The organism is Rhodopila sp. (genome assembly GCF_035548235.1).
Lineage (GTDB): Bacteria > Pseudomonadota > Alphaproteobacteria > Acetobacterales > Acetobacteraceae > Rhodopila.
The window spans coordinates 33,461-54,411 of sequence record NZ_DASZTJ010000075.1 but is presented as its reverse complement, the minus strand read 5'-3'; the positions used below and the strand labels follow the sequence as shown (position 1 = coordinate 54,411).

19 protein-coding genes are annotated in these 20,951 nt (G+C 68.6%); 9 read left to right on the top strand and 10 right to left on the bottom strand.

The genetic code is table 11. The features are described 5' to 3' along the window. The 3 genes from VHB27_RS06295 to VHB27_RS06285 all read right to left on the bottom strand — a co-directional run. Positions 1–1,436: hypothetical protein (locus VHB27_RS06295; RefSeq protein ID WP_325598332.1), on the bottom strand; the 1,436-nt coding region annotated here is incomplete at its 3' end. Then, on the bottom strand, positions 1,420–2,424 hold the full coding sequence (gene galE / locus VHB27_RS06290; protein ID WP_325598330.1) for a UDP-glucose 4-epimerase GalE: 1,005 nt from the start codon (positions 2,422–2,424) through the stop codon (positions 1,420–1,422). The genes galE and VHB27_RS06295, both read right to left, overlap by 17 nt. A gap of 5 nt (positions 2,425–2,429) precedes the next feature. Further along, positions 2,430–4,625, bottom strand: coding sequence for a GumC family protein (locus VHB27_RS06285; RefSeq protein ID WP_325598328.1), 2,196 nt, complete (start codon positions 4,623–4,625; stop codon positions 2,430–2,432). Between the two features lie 328 nt (positions 4,626–4,953). Here VHB27_RS06285 and VHB27_RS06280 point away from each other — a divergent pair, with 328 nt between their 5' ends. Together VHB27_RS06280 and VHB27_RS06275 are read left to right on the top strand one after the other, a co-directional pair. Continuing rightward, on the top strand, positions 4,954–5,505 hold the full coding sequence (locus VHB27_RS06280; protein WP_325598326.1) for a polysaccharide biosynthesis/export family protein: 552 nt from the start codon (positions 4,954–4,956) through the stop codon (positions 5,503–5,505). 92 nt (positions 5,506–5,597) lie between these two features. Next, the gene (locus VHB27_RS06275) at positions 5,598–6,347 is read left to right on the top strand and encodes a penicillin-insensitive murein endopeptidase (RefSeq protein WP_325598324.1); all 750 of its coding nucleotides are present in this window, start codon (positions 5,598–5,600) and stop codon (positions 6,345–6,347) included. 176 nt (positions 6,348–6,523) lie between these two features. On the opposite strand, the gene VHB27_RS06270 is transcribed toward VHB27_RS06275, so the two are convergent. After that, a complete protein-coding gene (locus tag VHB27_RS06270) occupies positions 6,524–7,165 on the bottom strand; it encodes a glutathione S-transferase family protein (protein ID WP_325598322.1) in 642 nt (213 codons plus the stop codon). Between the two features lie 95 nt (positions 7,166–7,260). On the opposite strand from VHB27_RS06270, the gene VHB27_RS06265 reads away from it, so the two are divergent. The 3 genes from VHB27_RS06265 to VHB27_RS06255 all read left to right on the top strand — a co-directional run bounded on the left by VHB27_RS06265 (position 7,261) and on the right by VHB27_RS06255 (position 9,043). After that, positions 7,261–7,770, top strand: a complete 510-nt coding sequence (locus VHB27_RS06265) for a disulfide bond formation protein B (RefSeq protein ID WP_325598320.1) — start codon at positions 7,261–7,263, stop codon at positions 7,768–7,770. Beyond that, complete coding sequence (locus VHB27_RS06260) at positions 7,767–8,312, top strand: demethoxyubiquinone hydroxylase family protein (protein ID WP_325598318.1); 546 nt, start codon at positions 7,767–7,769, stop codon at positions 8,310–8,312. The genes VHB27_RS06265 and VHB27_RS06260 overlap by 4 nt, the downstream gene beginning before the upstream one ends. 230 nt (positions 8,313–8,542) lie before the next feature. Next, positions 8,543–9,043 (top strand): eCIS core domain-containing protein, encoded by a 501-nt coding sequence (locus VHB27_RS06255; RefSeq protein WP_325598316.1) that lies wholly within the window; start codon positions 8,543–8,545, stop codon positions 9,041–9,043. 51 nt (positions 9,044–9,094) lie between these two features. On the opposite strand, the gene VHB27_RS06250 is transcribed toward VHB27_RS06255, so the two are convergent. Further along, a complete protein-coding gene (locus VHB27_RS06250) occupies positions 9,095–10,471 on the bottom strand; it encodes an FAD-binding oxidoreductase (RefSeq protein WP_325598314.1) in 1,377 nt (458 codons plus the stop codon). Between the two features lie 127 nt (positions 10,472–10,598). Here VHB27_RS06250 and VHB27_RS06245 point away from each other — a divergent pair, with 127 nt between their 5' ends. Together VHB27_RS06245 and VHB27_RS06240 are read left to right on the top strand one after the other, a co-directional pair. Beyond that, positions 10,599–12,257, top strand: a complete 1,659-nt coding sequence (locus tag VHB27_RS06245) for a thiamine pyrophosphate-dependent enzyme (protein ID WP_325598312.1) — start codon at positions 10,599–10,601, stop codon at positions 12,255–12,257. 116 nt (positions 12,258–12,373) lie between these two features. Further along, on the top strand, positions 12,374–14,020 hold the full coding sequence (locus VHB27_RS06240; RefSeq protein ID WP_325598310.1) for a flavin-containing monooxygenase: 1,647 nt from the start codon (positions 12,374–12,376) through the stop codon (positions 14,018–14,020). A 26-nt stretch (positions 14,021–14,046) separates the two neighbouring features. Here the strand turns inward: VHB27_RS06240 and VHB27_RS06235 are convergent, their stop codons facing one another. The 3 genes from VHB27_RS06235 to VHB27_RS06225 are packed head-to-tail and all read right to left on the bottom strand — an operon-like array spanning position 14,047 to position 16,234. Then, complete coding sequence (locus VHB27_RS06235; protein ID WP_325598308.1) at positions 14,047–14,664, bottom strand: histidine phosphatase family protein; 618 nt, start codon at positions 14,662–14,664, stop codon at positions 14,047–14,049. Continuing rightward, positions 14,664–15,455, bottom strand: coding sequence for an ABC transporter permease (locus VHB27_RS06230; protein ID WP_325598306.1), 792 nt, complete (start codon positions 15,453–15,455; stop codon positions 14,664–14,666). The genes VHB27_RS06235 and VHB27_RS06230 overlap by 1 nt, the downstream gene beginning before the upstream one ends. Further along, on the bottom strand, positions 15,452–16,234 hold the full coding sequence (locus tag VHB27_RS06225) for an ABC transporter ATP-binding protein (RefSeq protein WP_413788616.1): 783 nt from the start codon (positions 16,232–16,234) through the stop codon (positions 15,452–15,454). The genes VHB27_RS06230 and VHB27_RS06225 overlap by 4 nt, the downstream gene beginning before the upstream one ends. Positions 16,235–16,578: 344 nt before the next feature. On the opposite strand from VHB27_RS06225, the gene VHB27_RS06220 reads away from it, so the two are divergent. After that, positions 16,579–17,295, top strand: a complete 717-nt coding sequence (locus VHB27_RS06220) for a metallophosphoesterase family protein (RefSeq protein WP_325598304.1) — start codon at positions 16,579–16,581, stop codon at positions 17,293–17,295. A 198-nt stretch (positions 17,296–17,493) separates the two neighbouring features. Next, entirely contained in the window at positions 17,494–18,981 is a 1,488-nt protein-coding gene (locus tag VHB27_RS06215; RefSeq protein WP_325598302.1) for a bifunctional heptose 7-phosphate kinase/heptose 1-phosphate adenyltransferase, read from the top strand. Between the two features lie 20 nt (positions 18,982–19,001). Here the strand turns inward: VHB27_RS06215 and VHB27_RS06210 are convergent, their stop codons facing one another. Next, positions 19,002–19,535 carry an SH3 domain-containing protein gene (locus VHB27_RS06210; RefSeq protein WP_325598300.1) on the bottom strand — a complete coding sequence of 178 codons (534 nt, stop codon included), beginning with the start codon at positions 19,533–19,535 and terminating at the stop codon, positions 19,002–19,004. A gap of 116 nt (positions 19,536–19,651) precedes the next feature. After that, positions 19,652–20,797, bottom strand: a complete 1,146-nt coding sequence (locus VHB27_RS06205) for a D-alanyl-D-alanine carboxypeptidase family protein (protein ID WP_325598298.1) — start codon at positions 20,795–20,797, stop codon at positions 19,652–19,654. Positions 20,798–20,951 lie beyond the last annotated feature (154 nt).

Below are 20,951 nucleotides of genomic sequence, written 5' to 3'. Positions count from 1 at the left end.
GATGGCCCGGTCGGGCCGGGGCATGACGGGGAGGGCCGTGACGGGGAGGGCCGTGACGGGGAGGGCCGTGACGGGGAGGGCCGTGACGGGAAGGGCCTGGACATGCGAGGCACGGACGTACGGAGGACCGAAGGGCGAGGGGCGAACGCTGCCGCGACCAGCGGCACGACGAAGACCGGCAGCCACATCAGCCGCGCCTGGTAGCGGTCGTGCGGGCCCGAGAACACCCCCGTGATCGCCGCATTCACCGGCAGGGCCAGCAGGACCAGCATCAGCAGGCCGGCAATGGACCTGCGCCGCCGCCAGATGCCGGGAAGCAGCAGCACGCCGGCGGCTGCGCAGGCCACCGCCACGGCCTTGTGCAACTCGGCCAGGAGGGACGGCACGGACAATTTTCCACCCTGTTGGCGCGCCCCGGTGTAGCGCGTAGCTTCGGCCGGCGGGAAATCGCCTGTGATAACCGGCGTGACCTGCCGCGGCCACGGTTCCAGCCCGTCGCCGCTGGCGAACCGGGTCACCTGGTCGGCTGAGTTCCGCAGCGCCGCGCGCGCCGATCCCGCCGGCTCGGCACGCAGCCCGGACGCGATGATCGCGTTCGCCTCGCCGGAGACCTGCTTCGGACCGCCCGCCAACTGGAGCGGGCTATCGCTGTCCCACAGGAACGCGTCCGAACTCCGCGGCATCCGATCGACGAACGCGCAGAGCCGCCAGCCGGAAGTGGGGCAATCGCGCCGCAGGGCTTCCATCCCCGGCCCGTCATACAGGGAGCGGGCGAGCAGGAAGACGTTGCCGAACGGCGAGACCGAGAAACGTCCGTGCGCCGCAAGGTTGACCCCGCAGAGCGCGACGATGGCCACCACCAAGGGCAACAGCAGCGCCAATGGCCGCCGCGATACCGATCGCGCCCCTGCGACCGCCGCCCCGATCAGCACCATGCTGAGCGGCAGGCTCGATTGTTGTGCCGCGATCGCGAACGTTGCCAGGCCCGAAAGGCCCACGATCTCCCGGCCCGTCAACTGCGCCGCCTGCCACGCCAGCAGCCAAAGCGCCAGCACCAGCAGCGGCGTGAACAGGTCGGGCATGACTTCCGACACCAGCCAGGGCAGCCAGGTGCCGATGGCGAGGCCGACGATCAGGACCATGAATGCCCACGGCGCCAGCCGGGGCGCGGCCAGGCGGCAGACGCACCGCAGCACCCAGGCCGCCAGCAGCGCCTGCGCCGCGACGATCGGCCACAGCGACAGTTTCGCATGCAACGGAAAGATGAACAGGCTGTAGAACACCGGCCGGTCCCAGCCGGCATAGCGGTGGATCGCCTGGGACAGATATGTCCCGGTATCGGCGAAGACGATCGGGTACCGATTCCAGATCGCCGGCCACAGCAGCAGGATCGCGGCGGCCGGGATCGTCCACCAGTCCCTATGCCTGCTTGCCATAGCCATCCGGATGGGACTGCCGCCAGGCGAAGGCGGTGCGGACGATCTCGTCCAGGTCGGCATGGACCGGCCGCCAGCCCGCCGCCTGGGCGCGCTGCGACGACGCCACCAGCACCGCCGCGTCGCCCGGCCGGCGTGGGGCCATCCGATATGGCACCTTCAGGCCGCTCACGCGCTCGACCGAGGCGATCACCTCGCGCACCGAGTGGCCCAGGCCGTTGCCCAGGTTCCACACCAGCGGCCCGTCATCCAGGCGTTCCACCGCCAGAAGGTGTGCGCTCGCCAGGTCCGAGACATGGACGTAGTCGCGGATGCAGGTGCCGTCCTGCGTCGGATAGTCGTCGCCATAGACCTCCAGCGCGGCGCGACGGCCCAGCGCCGCGTCGATCACCAGGGGGATCAGGTGGGTCTCCGGACGGTGATCCTCCCCGAAGCGGCCGGCGGGGTCCGCCCCGGCGGCGTTGAAATAGCGCAGGCAGGCGTAGCGCAGCCCATGCACCTGGTGCGCCCAGCGCAGCGCCCGTTCGATGATGTACTTGCTTTCGCCATAGGCGGACTGCGGATCGATCGGCGCGTCCTCGGGGATCGGGTCATTGCCTGGCACGTTGAACAGGGCAGCGGTCGAGGACAGCACGAACTTCGTCACGCCGTGCCGGATGCAGGCGTCGATCAGCCGGATTCCGTTGGCGCCGTTGTCCAGCAGGTATCGCATCGGCATGCGCATGCTTTCGCCGACCTGCGACAGCGCGGCGAAATGCAGCACCGCCGTCCACGGTCCCTCGGCCAAGCCTTGCGCCAGCACGGCGTCGATCGCGGCCTCGTCGGCGAGGTCGCCTTGCACGAAGGCCGCGCCCGGCGGCACGGCCGGGCGATGGCCGGTGCGGAGGTTGTCCAGGATGGTGACCGCGTCACCGCGATCCAGCAGGGCCGCGACCACATGGCTGCCGACATAGCCGGCGCCGCCGGTGACCAGGAAACGTTGCGTCATCGTGCCTACCCTCGAAAATACGCTTTGTAGCGGCGGTGATAGACCCCCGCGTCAGCGTTGCCCGAGCGTAGATGTTCACGTGTGTCGACTCTAGTCAGAACGGCGCCCGAGACCTTGGCGTGGGCCTCCTGCAGCAGCCGCAGCGCATGCAGCACCGTCTTCGCCTGGGTGCGCCGCCAGCGGATGCACAGCAGGGTGGCGTCCGCCAGGCCGGCGGCGATGCGAGCCTCGGTCATCGCCTCCACCGGCGGGCAGTCGAGCAGGACCAGGTCGTAGCCGTCGCGCACCTCCGACAGCAGCCGGCGCATGCGGTCGGACATGAACAGGCTCAGAAGGTCGGCGCCTCGAGCGGGACGGCCGGCGGTGATGCAGGCCAGGCCGGTCAGCCGGTCCTCGCGCACCGTGTCGCGCCATTCCGCCTCGCCCCGCAGGATGTCCAGCAGCCCCGCCTGCGGACCAGGAGGCCCGTCGAGCCGCTGATGGACCGAGGGCTGACGCGCGTCGCACTCGATGAGCAGCACACGCTCCCCGCCGGTCTGTGCCGACCGGGCGAGGGACAGCGTCAGCACCGATTTGCCCTCGCCGGGCCGAGCGGCGGTGATCGCGATGATGCGGGGGCGATCGGCGTCGAGGCCGATGGCGGCGCGCAGGGCCCTGACCTGTTCGGCGAAAGCGGTCAGCGGCCGCCGCGCGGCATACTCGTGTACCCGCGTCGATCGCAGCGCTCGGCGGCCGAGTTCGGGGACCAGCGCGAGGCAGGGCAGGCCGGTCAGCCGGCGGACCGTCTCGCCGTCCCGCAGCGTCTCGTCGACCAGTTGCAGCAGGTGCACGAGCAGCAGGCCCAGGAATACCCCGGCCGCCGTGGCCGCCAGCATGGTCTGCGCCGTGCGCGGCGCGCTGGTGTGGTCGGGGGGCAGCGCGAGGGAGATTTCATGCGCCTCGGGGAATTCCACGCCTGCCTGCAAGGTGGTGCGCTGGATGCCTTCCAGCACCGTGTTGAGCTGTGCCCGTGCCGCTTCCAGGTCGCGGTTCATCGTGTTCAGCGGCAATTGTTCATGGTCCGCGCGGTCGGCATCCTGGCGGGTGGCCTGCAGCGCTTGTTCGGCGGCCTTCACGCGGCCCTGGGCGGCGATCTGTTCCGCCTCGGCGGCGGCGACGACGCGGGTGGTTTCCGCCTCCAGCGCCAGGTCGGCCTGCCTGAGCTGCGATTGCACCGCCTGGGTCTCGGGGTGCTGCGGCCCGAGGCGGGTCAGTTGCGCCTGCAACTTCTCCCGCAGCGCATCGCGGCGGACGCGGAACTGCACGACCGACGGTGCGACCGCGGCCTGGTCCGCCGCGCCGCGCCCGGCGCGGGTGGCATCGAGGCGGGCGGTGGCGGTGGCCAGGTCGGCGCGGGCCTTGGTCAGTTCCTCCGACAGCCGTGTGATCTGCTCGGTGTCGATGCCGGCGTGAATGCCCTGGTTCAGCCCATGGGCCTGCCGGTAGTCGGAGATCTGCTTCTCCAGCGCCGCCACGCCATGGCGCAGGTCGCGCGCCTGGCTTTCAAGCTGCACCTTGGCCTGGTCGATCTTCTGGTGCTTGTCGGCGTAAAGGCCCTTGATATACGCGTCCATGGCGTTGTTGACGCCGGCCGCGGCGACGTTGGGGTCGTCGGCGGTGAAGTTGACCTCGATCACATGCGAATCATGCGCCGGGTTCGCGTGCAGCGACGCGCGCACCGCCTGCAGCATGGCGGCGTAGCTGTGATTCAGCACGGGGCCGTAGACCGGCTCCTCCGGCGGTCCTTCGGTGTCCATGCCCAGCAGGCCGCGCAGCGCGGTCATCGCCGACGCCGTCAGGGGTGGCGGGCGGCGGGCGGGATTGAACCAGGGATTGTCGATCAGTTGGCCGCGCTGGGCGACGGCTTCGGCGATCTTCAGGCTCTGCAGGATTTCGGCCTGCGTCGCCATGATTTCCTCGGTGATCGGATCGGCACGCACCAGGCTCTGGAGTTCGCGCGGCTGGTATTCGGTCGCCTGGTAAACCAGCGATCCGGTCGCGGTGTAGAGCGGCGTGGCCTGTCGCAGCGCGACCCAGGCGGCGAGTGGCACCAGGACGGCGACAACCAGGAACGGCAGGCGGCGTTGGCGCAGGCCGGCGAGAAAATCGGGACGTGGCCGTGCCTCGGCCGGGATCGGACGCCTGATGGGCGCCGGCCGCATGTCCCAATCGGACGAGGGTATTCCGCCTGCAATGTCGACAGGGCTTTCGGGCATCCGCGATGATCGGCCTTTTTGGTCGTGCCGGGACTGAATCGGCCCGGTGCGGGTGGGGAGAAGCCCGTGGTAAGGCGGGATCGCTTAAGAAACGGTTAATGGCGCCGACGCGGGCCGGGGAACGGGTTGCTGCGACCATAACGGAAAGGCGGGGACGGAAAAGCGGGACGGAGAAGCGGGTTGCCGTTAACCATTCGTTAAGAACGCGCCGTTAAGACGGGTCCGGGCCGGAAAGCCGGTCGCGTGACGACAACCCTAAAACAGGGTTACAGCCTTGCGTTTCCTGTTCTGTCTCCTCCTTCTGCTGCTTTGCGTCGGGTGCGCGCCGGGTCGGGACCTGCCCGACCTGCCGCCCGTCGCGAACGGACCCTATCAACTGGGGCCGGGCGACGTGATCCGCCTGATCACCTATCAGGAGGACGCGCTGACGGCCGAGTTCCGCGTCAGCGACAGCGGCACGATCGCTCTGCCGCTGGTCGGCCCGATGAAGGCGTCCGGTCTGTCCACGGACATGCTGGCCGCTCGGGTCACCGAGGCGCTGGTCCGGAAAAACCTGCTGGTCGCCCCGTCCGTCGCCGCCGAGGTCGTGACCTACCGCCCGATCTTCGTGCTGGGTGAGGTCAGCAAGCCCGGGCAATACCCTTATCAGCCGGGCATGACGTTGGTGACGGCCGCGGCAGTGGCTGGCGGTTTCACTTATCGGGCGATCGACGACTATGCATCGGTGGTGCGCACCGGCAAGGGGTCTGCTATCGAGGGGAAGGCCTCGCGGCAGACGCTGATCGCGCCGGGAGACGTCATCACGGTGTTCGAGCGCAGGTTTTGATCCGGTCCCGCCTGTTTCAATTGTTCCTTCTGGGGGTCTTCCTGTCCGGGCCTGCGGCCGCGGGCGTAAGCAGGGCCGGGGCCGGGCTGGCGATGTCGCCCCTGCCGGGGCCGTTGCGGATCATCGGGGGGCCGTTCACCGGCGGCTGCATCGAGGGTGCGATCAGCTTGCCGGACCACGGGCCTGGGTTCCAGACCATCCATCTCGACCGCAGCGCCTTCTATGGCGCGCCGCAGACCATCGCCCGGCTGGAACTGCTGGGTCAGGAGGCCGCCGCGGTTGGCCTGCCGACGCTTCTGGTCGAAGACATCTCGCGTGCCCGCGGCGGTCCGCTGCCGGGCGGGCATGTCAGCCACCAGGTGGGGCTGGACGCCGATGTCGGGCTGGACATGCGCCCGCGCGACCCGCTGGATGCGGCGCAGCGGGAGAGTGTTGTACTGGCCAGCGTGGTCCGGCCGGACCTGCGCGGGGTCGATCCGGCGGTGTGGAGCCCCCGGGTCGTCGAACTGCTGAAATTGGCGGCGAGGTTGCCGGACGTGGACCGGATCCTGGTCAACCCCGCCATCAAGAAGCGGTTGTGCGAGGACACGACCGGTGACCGGTCATGGCTGCACCTGATCCGGCCTTGGTACGGGCACGCGGCGCACATGCATATCCGCTTTCGCTGCCCACCGGGACAGACCGAGTGCGCCCAGGCGCCGCCGCCACCGCCGGGCGATGGGTGCGACGCGACGCTGCAATGGTGGTTCGATCAGTTGAACGCGCCGCCCAAGCCCAAGAAGCCCTACCATCCGCCGCCGCTGCCGGCGGCCTGCCGGGGAATCCTGGGGCTGGCCGGGTGATACCAACCGGCGCTGATCCAGACGCCGGCTGATCCTGGCACCCCACCGACATGGACCGGCTTGGCCGGGCCATCTTTCTCCCCTGTGGCGCGAGATGGCCCGGTCGAGCCGGTCCATGACGAAGGTACGAGACCAACTGACACGACCAGTGCCGGCTGGCATGGGGTGGCCAGCCGTCAGGAAATCGGAGTCGCGGTCACTGCCCGTTGATACGCCGGACGCTGGCACAGCCGATCATACCAGGCCTTCAGCGCCGGCATATCGGGCCGAACGAGGCCCATGTAGTCGATGTTGAACCAGCGATGGGCATGCACGCCCCAGGGTATGTCGCAGATCGTGAACGAGTCCCCGGCCAGGTAGGCGTGCTTGGATACTTCCGTCTCGACATAGCGCCAGGCCTTGGCGGTCTCTTCGATGGCGGCGGCGACGGCCTTCAGGTCACGCTTGTCGGCCGGCGTGCGCACCAGCCCCCAGAACACCTGTGCCATCGGCCGGTTCATCGTGGTCTGCTGCGCGTCCATCCAATGATCGACGGTCGCCCGCCCCCGTGGGTCGGCAGGCCAGATGGAGGCGGCGTCGCGCGCCAGGTAGCGTACGATCGCATTGCTCTCCCACAGCGTGAAATCGCCTTCCTGCAATGTCGGCACCAAGCCGGTCGGGTTCATCGCCCGGTATTCCGGCGTGTCGGTCTTGCCGAACGCCCCGCCGACATCGACGCGGCGGTAGGGTAGGCCCAGCTCCTCCAGCACCCACAACGCCTTCATCACGTTGCTCGACGTCGCTCTGCCCCAAAGGATGCGTTCTGTCTTGCCGCTCATTGTGTCCGTCCAGCCTTGATGTGCGGCCAAGGTAGAGAAGCCGCCACCAACCGGCAACTTGCGTGGGGCGGGCAGTTCGGGGCACACAGCACGGGATGCCCCGCTACCCAGCCCGCACCGCACCGCGGACTCTCGCGATCGTCACCGCGCTTCTGGCCGCGGCGGCGCTGGGGTTCGCCTTCGCGCTGGAGGATTGGGGCGGCCTGGTGCCCTGCGCTCTGTGCCTTCTGGAGCGCTGGCCGTATCGCATCGTGATCGCGCTTGGCGTGCTGGCGGCGGTGACGCCGAGACGACTGTCGCGCACCCTGCTGTGGCTGGCGGTGCTCTGCCTGCTGGGCGACGTGGTGCTGGGCGTCATCCATGTCGGAGTCGAGTGGCATTGGTGGCCCAGCCCGCTGCCGGAATGCGCGGCGCCACGGATCACGGCCGGCACCATCGCCGAACGTCTGGCGCAGATGCCGGCGCGGCCCTCGAAACCCTGCGACGAGCCGAATTTCCTGATTCCCTGGCTGCCGATCTCGATCGCCGGGATGAACCTGCTCTTTGCCTTGGTCTTCGCCGGCTGCGTCGCTGTTTCCCTGAATGGCAGCCAGAGGCGGCGATGAGCGATCCCAGGCGATACCTGCCGGGCGACCGGCCGGCGAAGACAGAGGTGGCGCAGGCCATCCGGGTCGACCATGCCGGCGAGTATGGCGCGGCGCGGATCTATGCCGGGCAACTCGCGGTCCTGGGTCGTGGCGCCAACGGCGACCTGCTGCGGCACATGCAGGCGCAGGAGCAGCATCACCTGGAGACGTTCAACGGCCTGATCGCCGACCGCCGGGTGCGGCCAACCGTGATGCTGCCGTTCTGGCACGTCGCCGGCTTCGTCCTGGGCGCCGCGACGGCCGCACTGGGCGACAAGGCCGCAATGGCCTGCACCGTCGCGGTCGAAGAAACGATCGACGCCCACTACCGGTCTCAGGTCGAGACGCTGACCGACGAGCCGGCGCTGTGCGAGACGATCGAGACGTTCCGCGCCGAGGAGGTCGAGCACCGCGATATCGGCCTGGAACACGGGGCGGAGCAGGCGCCGGGCTACCGGGCGCTGTCACGGCTGATCAGGGCCGGATGCAGGGCCGCGATCAGGATCAGCGAACGGCTCTGACACAGGGCGGCGCGGTCTTGTCGTGGGCGCCTTTGCACTGGCGATCCGAGTGGTTAACCTGCTGATATTATTAGGGTCGTGGATGGCCAGAGGAAGCCCGTCCATGACTGGGAGCACGCAGTTCGTTTTGGTATGGTCGTGTTTCTCCCCGGTATCGCCACAATTCCGGCAAGGTATCGGCGCGATGCGGTGGTTAACATCTCGTCATACAACCTGTGTTTGTCATGAATATGCGTCGCTCCCTGTTATTCGCGCCTTTGGCCTGGGCCATGCCGGCCCGAGCGCAAAGTCCCATCCCACCGCAACTTTTGGACTATGCGGGCGAGGCCCTCGCCAGCCTGATCGAGACCGCTCGGCAGCGCGCCATCGCCGATGGCGTGGCGGTCATGCCCGCCGGCATCTATCGCTCGCTGCTAGGGTTCTTCCCCGCCGACCTGCTGCAGCGGGTGCGCTATGGGATCGGCGGGGCGGAGCCGCTGGGTCTGCCGTCGCTGGCATTCTCTTATGGCGACGCGGTGGCGCTGACGCTGGGCGAGGTGGTGCTGTTCAAGTCGGAGCGGGACGCCAGGACCGACGCCACGCTGTGGGCGCATGAACTGACCCATGTGATGCAGTACCAGCGCTGGGGGATCGAGAGCTTCGCCGATCGCTATGTGCGCGACAGCGACGCGGTGGAGCGCGAGGCGATCGACAACGCCAAGCGTTTCGCCAGGTGGCAGGCACGGCACTGATCGTCTTGCCTTGAACGGACAGCCTTGAACCGTACCCCGTTCGCAGGCCGGTCAGTTCAAGAAGATCTTCCCCGGGTTCAGCACGCCTCGCGGATCCAGTGCGTGCTTGACCGACCGCATGACCGCCAGCGCCTCCGGCCCGTGTTCCTCCAGCAGGAACTCCCGCTTCCCGATCCCCACCCCATGTTCCCCGCTGCACGACCCACCGAGCGACAACGCTCGGGAGACGATCTTGCGGTCAAGGGCCCAGGCACGCTCCAGCCCGTCCGGCTCCGGCGGGACCAGGATCACGGTGTGGAAGTTGCCGTCGCCGACATGCCCGACGATCGGTGCGGTCAGGCCGGACGCGGCGATGTCTTCCTTCACGCCCACCACGGCCTCGGTCAGGCGGGAGATCGGGACGATCGCGTCGGTGGCGATCCCTTTCCAGCCCGGCTTCAGTGCCAGGCAGGCCCAGTAGGCGTCATGCCGCGCCTGCCAGAGCTTGCCGCGTTCGGCCGGATCGACCGCCCAGCGGAACCCTTGGCCACCATTGTCGGCAGCGATCATCTCGGCCTGCTGCGCCTGTTCGGAGACCGACGCCTCGGTGCCGTGGAACTCGAAGAACAGCGTCGGCATCACTGCGAGCCCGTCCAGCTTCGAATAGCGGATGCAGGCCTCCATCTGGACGTCGTCCAGCAACTCCATGCGCGCCACAGGGATGCCCATCTGCAGGATGGCGATCACGGTATCGACCGCGCCGGCAAGGTCGGGGAACTGGCAGGTGGCCGACGAGATCGCCTCCGGGATGCCGTGCAGGCGGAGCTGGATCTCGGTAATGACGCCCAGCGTGCCCTCCGATCCCAGGAACAGGCGGGTCAGGTCGTAGCCGTTGGCGGATTTGCGCACGCGCCCGCCGGTCTTGATCACGCGTCCGTCGGCCAGCGCGACCGTCAGGCCCAGCACGTTCTCCCGCATCGTGCCATAGCGCACCGCGTTGGTGCCGGAGGCGCGGGTGCCGCACATCCCGCCGATGGTGCAGGCGGACGTGCCGGGGTCGACCGGGAAGAACAGCCCGCTGTCGCGCAGGTGCGTGTTGAGCTGTGCCCGCGTCACCCCGGCCTGGACCCGGCAATCCATGTCGGGCTGGCTGACATCCAGCACCTGGGTCATCCGCGACAGGTCGAGCGTGATCCCGCCGCGCACCGGCGTCACATGTCCCTCAAGTGAGGTGCCGGCGCCCCAGGGCACGATGGGAACGTGTTCCTGGTTGCACAAGTTCAGCAGGCGGGATGCTTCCGCGGTCGTCTCGATGAACGCCACCGCGTCGGGCAGGACCGGCGGCTGCGTGTCCTCGCCGTGGGCGTGCTGCTCGCGCAGCGCGGCGTTGGTGCTGAGACGTTCGCCGAGAAAGGATCGGGCGGCTTCGATGACGGTCTCGACAGGCATGATCGGGTCCTAGGCGCGAGAATGGGATGGTTTGAAACGGCTGGGCCGCTGTGTCCAGAGGAATGGCGCCTGCGCCGGTGCTTGCAATTTCCCCCGCCGCCTGACGATAACCGGGCAGGAGCGTCCCATGACCGTTATCCGTCAGAGTACCGCCGAGGCGACGATCGCCACGCTGATCGGCCACGGCATCGACACGCTGTTCGCCTTGCCGGGCGTCCATAACGATCCGCTGTTCGATGCAGCCTTCAAGGCGTCCGACCGGGTTCGCGTCATCCATTCCAGACATGAGCAGACCGCCGCCTATATGGCGCTGGGAGCCGCGCTGGCGACGGGAAAGCCGCAGGCCTTCGCGGTGGTGCCGGGGCCGGGGATGCTGAACGCCTCGGCCGCGCTGCTGATGGCGCAGGCGATGTGCGCGCCGGTGCTGGCACTGGTCGGGCAGATCCCATCCTTCGCCATCGACCAGGGCCACGGGCACCTGCACGAGATCCACGACCAGTTGGGCCTGCTGCGCCACATCACAAAGCATGCCGACCGGATCCGCTCCCCGGCCGAGGCGGGCCCGAAGGTCGCCGCGGCCCTGGCCGCCGCGCGGTCCGGGCGGCCCGGCGCGGTGGCGCTGGAATGCGCGATCGACGTCTGGGGGCAGGTGGGCGAGACGGTCGTCCCTGACCCGGCACCGGTTCCGGCGCTCGTCGCCGATCCCGCGGCGATCCAGGCCGCGGCAGCGATCCTGTGCGGGTCGAAGCGGCCGCTGATCGCGGTCGGTGCGGGTGCCTTGGGCGCCGGCCGCGAGCTTCTGGCCGTCGCCGAACGTTTGCAGGCACCGGTGATGTCGTTTCGCCGGGGGCGGGGGGCGATCCCGACCGATCATCCCCTGGCCGTGTCCTTCACCGAGGGGCACGCGCTGTGGAAGACGGCCGACGCCGTGCTGGCGGTCGGGACGCGGCTTTACTGGCAGCAAGCGAACTGGGGTGTGGACGAGGCGCTGAAGGTCATCCGCCTCGACATCGATCCCGAGGAGATCACGCGCCTGCGCCATCCCGCCTGCGCGCTGTTGGGGGACGCGGCGGCGACACTGGCGGCGTTGAACCTGGCGTTGACCGAGGCCGCGTCGGGCGAGGGACCTTGGCATCCAAACCCCGACCTGCCCGCGGCCCGCGCCGCGTTCGCCGAACGTCTGGGGCGGCACGAGCCGGTGATGGGCTTCCTGCGGGCCATCCGAGCGGCATTGCCCCCGGACGGGATTTATGTGGAGGAAGTGACGCAGGTCGGCTTCGCCAGCCGCCTCGCGTTTCCCGTGCCGGGACCGAGGCTTTTCCTGTCCCCCGGTTACCAGGACACGCTGGGCTGGGGCTATGGGACGGCGCTGGGCGCGCAGGCGGCAGCACCGGGCCGCAAGGTGGTGCTGGCGACCGGCGACGGCGGGTTCATGTTCCAGGCGGCCGAACTGGCGACGGCGATGCGCCACAAGCTGCCGGTCGTGGCGGTGGTGTTCGACGACGGCGCGTTCGGCAATGTCCGTCGCATCCAGGCGGAGCGTTACGGCAACCGCCTGATCGCTTCGGACCTGACGAACCCTGATTTCGTGGCCTTCGCGAAAAGCTTCGGCATGGCGGCGTTCCGCGCGACGACGCCTGCGGCGCTGGAGACGGCGCTGCACCAGGCGTTCGGCCTGGATGCGCCGGCACTGATCCATGTACCGGTGGGGGAGATGCCGAGTCCGTGGGATATGATCCTGCTGCCGAAGGTCAGGGGCGGGGAAGGGCGGCCGGCTTTGCCGTGATGCCGAACGACCGGGTCTGTGCGGGGGGCGGCAACCGACCCCATTGCACCGACGCGTCGGTTGGAGAATATACGCATCAGTAACCCCACCCGGTCAGCCGGGAAGGAGATGAACGCATGCCCGACACGCTGGTTGCCGCTTCCGCGCCGATATCCGCCGAAACCCGTGCGTTCGATGCCATCATCATCGGCGCGGGCATCGCCGGCCTGTATCAGCTCTATCGCCTGCGGGAGATGGGGCTGTCGGTCCGCGTCTTCGAAACCGGGACCGGCGTCGGAGGCACCTGGTATTGGAACCGCTATCCCGGTGCCCGCTTCGATTCCGAGAGCTACACGTACGGCTATGCGTTCTCGGACGAACTGCTCCAGGAATGGAACTGGACCGAACATTTCTCGCCGCAGCCAGAAACGCTGCGCTACCTGAACCATGTCGCCGACCGGTTCGACCTGCGGCGCGACATCCGCTTCAACAGCCGCGTCGTCGCCGCCGACTGGATCGAGGACGCCAGGCGGTGGCACGTCACGCTGGAGGACGGCGAGAGCTTCGACGCCCGCTTCCTGATCACCTGCATCGGCCCGCTCTCGGCCTATACCATGCCGCGCATCCCAGGCGTCGAGGACTTCAGGGGCCGGTCCTTCCACACCTATAAGTGGCCGCACGAGCCGGTCGATTTCTCCGGCAAGCGCGTCGCCGTCATCGGCACCGGCGCGACGGGCGTGCAGGTGATCCAGACCATCGCGCCGCAGTGCGGCTCCCTGCACGTGTTCCAGCGCACGCCCAACTGGTGCACGCCGCTGCACAACCGACCGATCACCGATGAGGAACAGGGGGCGATCAAGGCCAACTACCCGGCTATGTTCGAACTGCTGCGCCGCACGCCCGGCTGCTACATCCACGATACCGACCCCCGCGGCACGTTCGAGGTCTCGGCGGAGGAACGCGAGGCATTCTGGGAGAAGCTCTACAGCGAACCCGGCTTCGGCATCTGGATGGCGAATTTCCGCGACGTGCTGACCGAACCGAAGGCCAATGCGCTGTTCAGCGACTTCGTGGCGCGCAAGATCCGCCAGCGCGTCAAGGACCCGGCGACGGCCGAGACGCTGATCCCGAAATGCCACGGCTTCGGCACCCGGCGGGTGCCGCAGGAGACCCGCTATTACGAGGCCTATAACCTGCCGCATGTCCACTTGGTCGATACGCGCGTGACGCCGATCGAACGGATCACCGAGACCGGCATCAAGACATCGGACGCCGCGTACGACTTCGACATGATCATCTACGCCACCGGCTTCGACGCCATCACCGGCGCCTTCGACCGGATCGAGTTCCGCGGCGTCGGCGGGGAACGCCTGCAAGACCACTGGGTCGACGGGCCGAAGACCTATCTCGGCCTGATGTCGGCGGGCTTCCCGAACATGCTGACGATCGTCGGCCCGCATAACGCGTCCACCCGCTGCAACATCCCGCGCTGTATCGAGCAGAACGTCGAATGGGTCTCCGACCTGATGCGGTACGTCCAGGCGCGCGGCATCACGCGGTTCGAGACGACCGCCGAGGCCGAGGCGGACTGGTCGCGGCATATCGAGGAACTGGCCGAAGGGATGCTGTACACCCAGGTCGATTCCTGGGCGACCGGCATCAACCGCAATGTCGAGGGCAAGACGGTCCGGCGCATCCTGCAATACCAGGGCGGCGCGCCGCAGTACCGGGCGAAATGCGCCGAGGTGGCGGAAGCAGGGTACGCAGGCATGGTGTTGGACTGACGGCGGTTCGGCGAACGGCCGGGGCGTCAATGCCCCGGCATTTCGTTCACGCATGCCACCCGCCAGCCGCGCGGCGTGCGGTCCAGGCGGGTCAGCGACAGGTTCATGATCGACAGGTGCAGCGCGTTGTCCGGGCCGATGTCCAGCGCATGCGCCACCGCGCCGCGGATCGCGCCGCCGTGGCTGACGATCACCACGTCGCGTCCGGCATGGGTCTCGGCCAGGCGTTCCAGTGCGTCCCCCACGCGGGCGATGACATCGACCATGCTTTCGCCGCCGGGCGGCTTCTCATGCCCGGCCAGCGGCCAGAAGGCATGGGCCGGCAGCGCCAGGCGTGCGGGCAGTTCGGCGTGCGGCAGCCCCTGCCATTCGCCCAGCGACTGCTCGATCAGTCCAGGCTCCACACCCAGGGGAACGGACGGATAGCCGTGGCGGATGATCGTCTCGGCGGTGCGGCGCGTGCGCGACAGCGGCGTCACCAACCACGTCGCCGGCCGCGGCAGCCGCCGCGCCAGCGCCTGGTACATCGGCTCCTGCGCCACCAGCGTCGTCTCGCATAGCGGCACATCCATCACCCCGTACAGCATCGCCCTCGCGTTCTCGTCCACCAGCGCGTGGCGGATGAGCCAGAACGACGTCTCCATCACTCACCGATGCTGAGCAGCGCGCCGCTGACGCGGGCCTGGTGGAACTGACGCGCGAACAGCAGGGCGGCACCGGCCATCCAGACGATGTTCAGCGCGAAGGCTGCCGCCAGGTGGTCCCACCGGACGATGCCGTGGATCAAGGCCGAGCGCATGCCTTCGAAGACATGGGCGGAGGGCAGGGCGAGGGACAGGGGCTGAAGGATCTTGGGCAGCACGGAGACCGGATAGAACACCGCCGAGAACGGTGCCAGCCCGAACAGCACGGCCCAGGCCAGCGGTTCGGCGCCGGCACCATGCCGGAGGATCAGCGACACCACGCCCAGCGCCACGGCCCAGCCCATGATCATCAGGTTGATGAAGAACAGCACCAGCACCGGGCCCAGGGTGAACAGGTTGAACGCATAGAACGCCCAGGCCAGCAGGATCGCCGGCAACACGCCCATGATCATGCGGATGATCGACATGCCGATCAGCGCGGCGATCATCTCGAACGGCCGCAACGGGCTGACGAAGACATGGCCCAGGTTGCGCGACCACATCTCCTCCATGAAGGAGATCGACAGGCCCATCTGGCTGCGCAGCGTCACTTCCCACAGCAGCACGCCACCCAACAGCGTCGCGCCGGCCAGCAGCAGCGTGTTGCCGGTGCGCGCGGCGAGGAAGCTGGCGGTGAAGCCCCAGATGCACATCTGCAGCACCGGCCAGTAGCAAAGCTCCAGCAGCCGCGGCCAGGACCGGCGGTAGAGCGCCAGGTGGCGGTACATCAGTCCCCAGATACGGCGGATCATGCCGCCACCTCCGTCGCCTGGCGGCGGTTGCGGGCGATGTCGAGGAAGACGTCCTCCAGGTCCTCCCGCCCGTAGCGGACCAGCAGGTCGTCAGGGCTGCCTCGATCGACGATGCGGCCCTTCTTCATCATCAGCACATGCGAGCAGAGGCGTTCGACTTCCGCCATGTTGTGGCTGGCCAGCAGGATCGTGCAGCCGCTCTCGGCGCGGTAGCGTTCCAGCCAGGAACGGACCATGTCCCCGGTATCGGGATCGAGGCTGGCGGTCGGTTCGTCCAGCAGCAGGACCTCGGGCCGGTTGATCAGCGCCTTCGCCAGCGCCACGCGGGTCTTCTGCCCGGCCGACAACTGCCCCGCCGGCCGGTTGATGATCGGGCCGAGATCGAGTTCGACGGTCAGTTCGTCGATCCGCCGGTCCATGCGCGCGACGTTGTAGAGATGGCCGTAGACCCGCAGGTTCTCCCTTACCGTCAGCCGGTGCGGCAGGGCGACGTAGGGCGAGGAGAAATTCATCCGCGCCAGCGCGGCGAACCGGTCGGTCGCCATGTCATGGCCGAGGATGGCGATACTGCCTTGGGTCGGTAGCAACAGACCCAGCAGCATGGCGATGGTCGTCGTCTTGCCGGCCCCGTTGCCGCCCAGGAGACCGACGGTCGCGCCCATCCCCGCGTCGAAGCTGATGTCGTCGACCGCGAGGACGTCGCCGTAGCGTTTCGTGAGTGTTTCGACATGTATGGCGTTCATCGCCACGGGGATAAGGGGCGCGGCGCGTCCTGCCAAGGATTGCGTCACCTGATCTGATCGCCGCGCATGCCTGCCGTCCGCCCGGCGGACCGTCCCGTTCACCGCCGTTTGATCGGCATGCCGCCGATGGTCCGGCGGAAGGGCCTGGAATCCTTGGTTCAGGGCGAACCGAGCGTCGGCCAAATGCGCAGACGGGCGCACGGGCGATGGTGGCGGCTCCACGAAATTGTTACGTGTGGTTTCGCAACGATAGCGCTCATGGTGGACCGGATGGGGCGTCAAGGGCGTAGAGAATAGAGGATGCCGGGACCACCGCGTCCGCGCCGTTTCGCTAAAACGCATCGTTGGCCAAACCCCCGCCAGAGCTTAGGATTATGGCGATGATGGAACTCCTTCCCGCCCCCGCCACCCTGGCGCCTGGCCAGCGGGTTTACGCTATCGGCGACATCCATGGTTGCCTGGACCGGCTCGTGTCGCTGCACGAACAGATCGCCGAGGACATTGTCGAACGTCCGGCCGAACACGTGACGCTGGTGCACCTCGGCGACTATGTCGACCGGGGAACGGACAGCGCGCAGGTGGTCGACTGGCTGATCAGCGGCCCCCCGGTCCCGGCCGACGCGGTCATCAACCTGATGGGCAACCACGAGCATATGATGCTCGCGGCCGTGGCGCTGGCGGACGCCGAGGCGCCGATCCACTGGCTGTCCAACGGCGGTGGGGATTCGCTGGTGAGCTGGGGGATCGACAGGACCTCGCCGCCGGCCGAGTGGGCGGCCAGGTTTCCCCAGGCGCATCTGTTGTTCCTGCGCGACCTTGCCATCAGCCACCGTGTCGGGCCCTATCTGTTCGTGCACGCGGGTGTCCGGCCCGGCGTGCCGCTGGACCGGCAGTCGCGCCACGACATGATGTGGATCCGCGACCCGTTCCTGACCTCGGCGGCGGATTTCGGCGCCGTGGTGGTGCATGGCCACACCCCGAAGCGGGAGCCGGCGGTCACGCCGAACCGCATCGCCATCGACACCGGCGCCGTGCTGGGCGGGGCGCTGACGGCTGTGATGCTGGAGGGCGATCGCCTGGCGTTCCTGCAGGCGTGAGGCCGAGGCCCGTGACCCGCTCGTGACTGGCTTGCCCGTGACTGGCCTCTTCGTGACTGGCTGGGGGCCGGACGGGCGGACCGAATCGCCCGATTGAGAGGTCAACGCGGCAGGTGCGAACGATCGTGCTTGCTTCTTTCTTACGCCGCACGCGAAGATGCTTTGCATCATGGCGACAGCCACGTTACGGCAGGTGCGATGAATAAGATTACACCCGGCGCCGCGCCGCGCCCGGATGAGCCGCAGCCGGACCTCGCGGCGGCGGTCAGACGGCTTTCGCATGCCAATGTGCTGGTCGTCGGCGACGTAATGCTCGACCGCTACACCTATGGCGACGTGCACCGCATCAGCACCGAGGCGCCGGTCCCGATCCTGACGATCGAGCGGGAGGTCGCGCTGCCCGGCGGGGCGGGCAATGTCGTGCGCAACTTGACCGCGCTGGGCGCGGCGACCGCGTTCATCTCCGTCGTCGGCGACGATCCGGCCGGACAGGACCTGACCGGGCTGATCGGCGGGCATTCCAACGTCGAGCCCTGGCTGCTGGTCCAAGGCGGCCGGACGACGACGCTGAAGACAAGGCTGCTGGCCAAGGGCCAGCAATTGCTGCGCGCGGACCGGGAACAGACCGATCCGATCCATCCCAAGCTGGCCGAACGCCTGGTGCGCATCGCACTGGACGCGATGGCCGCGACGTCGGTCACCGTGCTGTCGGATTACGGCAAGGGGCTGCTCTGCGGCGACGTCCCGGCCAAGATCATCGAGGCCGGGCGCAAGATGGGGCGGGTGGTCGTCGTCGACCCGCGCGGCGCCGATTTCAGCCGCTATGCCGGCGCCGACGTGGTCATGCCGAACCGCCAGGAGCTTGCCGCGGCATCCGAGATGCCGGTGGACTGCGAGGCCGCGATCATTGCCGCCGCCCAGTCGCTGCGCGCCACCCATGGCTTCGGCGCCGTGGTCGTCACGCTTGGCAATGACGGCATGACCCTGGTCGACGCCAGCGGCTGGCAGCATTTCCCGGCCGAGGCGGCCGAAGTCTATGACACGTCGGGTGCCGGGGACACCGCGCTGGCGATGCTGAGCGCGGCGCTGGCGGTCAAGCACGACCTGTCGGTCGCGGTGCGCCTGGCCAACCTCGCCGCCGGCGTGTCGGTCGGCAAGGTTGGCGTGTCGGTGGTGCGGGAGGCTGACCTGCTGCATGCGCTGACGCCGCAACGCAGCGCCCTGCGCAAGATCGTCAGTTGCGAGGAAGCGGCGGAGCAGGCCGAACGCTGGCGGCATCGCGGCTGGCGGGTGGGCTTTACCAACGGCTATTTCGACCTGCTGAACCCTGGCCATATCCACCTGCTGGAACAGGCGCGCGCCGCCTGCGACCGGCTGATCGTCGGCGTCAACAGCGACAGCGGCACGCAGCGGCTGAAGGGCGCGCCGCACCCGATCCAGCCGGAGGCCGCGCGCGCCGCGGTGCTCGCCGGCTTCGCCTTCGTCGATCAGGTCTGCGTCTTCGACACCGACACGCCCGAGGCGCTGATCGAGAACATCCGCCCCGATGTACTGATCAAGGGCGCGAACCACGTCGCCGAGGAGGTGGTCGGCGCCGAACGCATCCGCGACTGGGGTGGGCGGTTGCTGCTGGTCGAACTGACGGATGAGACATCCCCGCCCGCCGCGTACAGCCCGGTGCCGTAGAGGGGAAGTCCTCGCCAGCCCTAATGGCCGACGGCTTCGCCAGGCAGGGTACCCCAGAACGATTGGCGCCTGAGCCAGCCGTCATAACCGTCGACCGCCACGCGGCACCAGGCCGCTCCCTTCGAGCAATGCCGGATGTCGCCGATGACGCCGACGTCGAGGCGGGCGACCACCGCCGCGCCCAAGGTGGGCTCGCGGCGCAGCGCGCGCTGCTTGCCCGTCACGACGAAGCAGCGCCGCCCGGTCAGCGTCGCCTCGTGCATCCACCCTTCGACCCCGTCGGAATCCCGCACGAAGCGCCAGGCATAGAACTCCCGTCGGACCTCGACCGGCAGGTTGCGCCGCAGATAGACCCATTTGATCGGATAGCGCAGGCCCGGGCCGACGCGCATGTTGACCTTGTCCGCCCGCAAGGCGACGAACCGGGGCACCGGCAGGCCGGTGGTGGCGCCTTTGTCCCGGATGCGGGCGGGGACCGTGCGAAGAGGCGCTTTGCGGGGCGTGCCCTCCGCCTCGGGTGTCTCCATGGCGGTGCGATGCCACCCCAGCGCCATCGGGCCTCCGGCTCGTTCCGCTGTCCATCCGGTCGTCGGGCCGGCGAGGGAAGTGGCGAGCAGGAGAAGAATCGCGGCGAGGCAGCAGACCATCGGTCGAGTGTCCGAACTGTCCATCAGGAACGCCAGCGGCGCCCATCCGGTCCGGTGATGAAACAGAGCCCGGCCCTTCGCCGGGACAGCGGGCAGGCGCGCAAGGCATCGCCACGCCTGAGGCTGACGACCGTGCCTTGCCAGATCGGCCGCCTGTGGACGGCGAAGCGCTTGACGTGCGCCACGCCGCCAACTGTCGCGACCGTCCTGCGGACAGCGCTGAGCGCGGATTTATAGGAGGGAAACGAACCGACTTGGACGCTGTAGCCGCGCGGCGGAACGGATCCCCTCGCCGCTGGCGCGCGCGGTGGCGGTGCTGCCGGACGGACCGGCACCTCCGCTGCGTCCGCGACCGCGATCAGGCGCGGCGTCCGCTCGGGCGACCCGGCGCGCGCCATCTGGACCGCCGGCTGGTATTGCGCGAAACCATCGTCCAGCAGGCTGATCATCGTCGCACTGCGCTGCGGAACACTGGGGGAGCCGAGGACGATGCCGATGATCCGCACGCCGTCGCGCATCGCCGACGTCGCCATGTTGAAGCCCGCGGCACTGGTATAGCCGGTCTTCAACCCGTCAGCGCCTGCGTAGACGTCCAGCATCGGGTCGTGGCCATAGATGGTCCGGCCGCGGAAGACGAAGCTGCGGACACTGAAATACGGGTAGTATTGCGGAAAGTTCCGGATCAGCGCGCGAGCGAGGATCGCCATGTCGCGCGCCGTGGTGACCTGGGCAGGGTTTGGAAGACCCGAGGCATTGCGGAACACGGTATGGGTCATGCCCAAGGCGCGCGCTCGCCGGGTCATGATCTGCGCGAACCGCGTCTCCGACCCGCGGCCCAGGAATTCCCCCATGGCGGAGGCGGCGTCGTTGGCGGAGACCGTCACCATCCCCAGGATGCATTGCTTGACCGTCACCCGCATGCCGGGTTTCAGCCACAGCTTCGTCGGCTCCATCGAGGCCGCGTGGGGCGAGACCGGCACGGCGCTATTGAGCGAGATCCGATGGGCGCGCAGGGCCTCGAACGTCAGGTAGAGCGTCATCATCTTCGTCAGGCTGGCGGGGAATCGCCGTTCGTCTGGATTGAAACCTTCCAGCACCTTGCCCGTCGCGGCCTCGATGACAATGCCGCTGGGCTTGGCCCCAAGCTGCGCCGACGCGATTCGGGGCACCAGGCAGACGGCCATCACCAGCAGCGTTTGGACCGCGACCCGCTTGACCCGGCCTCGGATACGTCTGGGCCAGGGGCGGCGAAGGCGTGCAGGGGACCGCGGGGCGTCAGCGAGTGGGGGTCGTGGGCCGGCTGTCATGCGCACGACTTAACGT

What these genes read in the sequence shown, in the direction of transcription:
- galE (WP_325598330.1), bottom strand. Translation starts at nt 2,424, where the DNA reads ATGACGCAACGTTTCCTGGTCACCGGCGGCGCCGGCTATGTCGGCAGC.
- VHB27_RS06285 (WP_325598328.1), bottom strand. Translation starts at nt 4,625, where the DNA reads ATGCGGCCGGCGCCCATCAGGCGTCCGATCCCGGCCGAGGCACGGCCA.
- VHB27_RS06275 (WP_325598324.1), top strand. Translation starts at nt 5,598, where the DNA reads ATGTCGCCCCTGCCGGGGCCGTTGCGGATCATCGGGGGGCCGTTCACC.
- VHB27_RS06270 (WP_325598322.1), bottom strand. Translation starts at nt 7,165, where the DNA reads ATGAGCGGCAAGACAGAACGCATCCTTTGGGGCAGAGCGACGTCGAGC.
- VHB27_RS06265 (WP_325598320.1), top strand. Translation starts at nt 7,261, where the DNA reads ATGCCCCGCTACCCAGCCCGCACCGCACCGCGGACTCTCGCGATCGTC.
- VHB27_RS06260 (WP_325598318.1), top strand. Translation starts at nt 7,767, where the DNA reads ATGAGCGATCCCAGGCGATACCTGCCGGGCGACCGGCCGGCGAAGACA.
- VHB27_RS06255 (WP_325598316.1), top strand. Translation starts at nt 8,543, where the DNA reads ATGCGTCGCTCCCTGTTATTCGCGCCTTTGGCCTGGGCCATGCCGGCC.
- VHB27_RS06250 (WP_325598314.1), bottom strand. Translation starts at nt 10,471, where the DNA reads ATGCCTGTCGAGACCGTCATCGAAGCCGCCCGATCCTTTCTCGGCGAA.
- VHB27_RS06245 (WP_325598312.1), top strand. Translation starts at nt 10,599, where the DNA reads ATGACCGTTATCCGTCAGAGTACCGCCGAGGCGACGATCGCCACGCTG.
- VHB27_RS06240 (WP_325598310.1), top strand. Translation starts at nt 12,374, where the DNA reads ATGCCCGACACGCTGGTTGCCGCTTCCGCGCCGATATCCGCCGAAACC.
- VHB27_RS06235 (WP_325598308.1), bottom strand. Translation starts at nt 14,664, where the DNA reads ATGGAGACGTCGTTCTGGCTCATCCGCCACGCGCTGGTGGACGAGAAC.
- VHB27_RS06230 (WP_325598306.1), bottom strand. Translation starts at nt 15,455, where the DNA reads ATGATCCGCCGTATCTGGGGACTGATGTACCGCCACCTGGCGCTCTAC.
- VHB27_RS06220 (WP_325598304.1), top strand. Translation starts at nt 16,579, where the DNA reads ATGATGGAACTCCTTCCCGCCCCCGCCACCCTGGCGCCTGGCCAGCGG.
- VHB27_RS06215 (WP_325598302.1), top strand. Translation starts at nt 17,494, where the DNA reads ATGAATAAGATTACACCCGGCGCCGCGCCGCGCCCGGATGAGCCGCAG.
- VHB27_RS06210 (WP_325598300.1), bottom strand. Translation starts at nt 19,535, where the DNA reads ATGGCGCTGGGGTGGCATCGCACCGCCATGGAGACACCCGAGGCGGAG.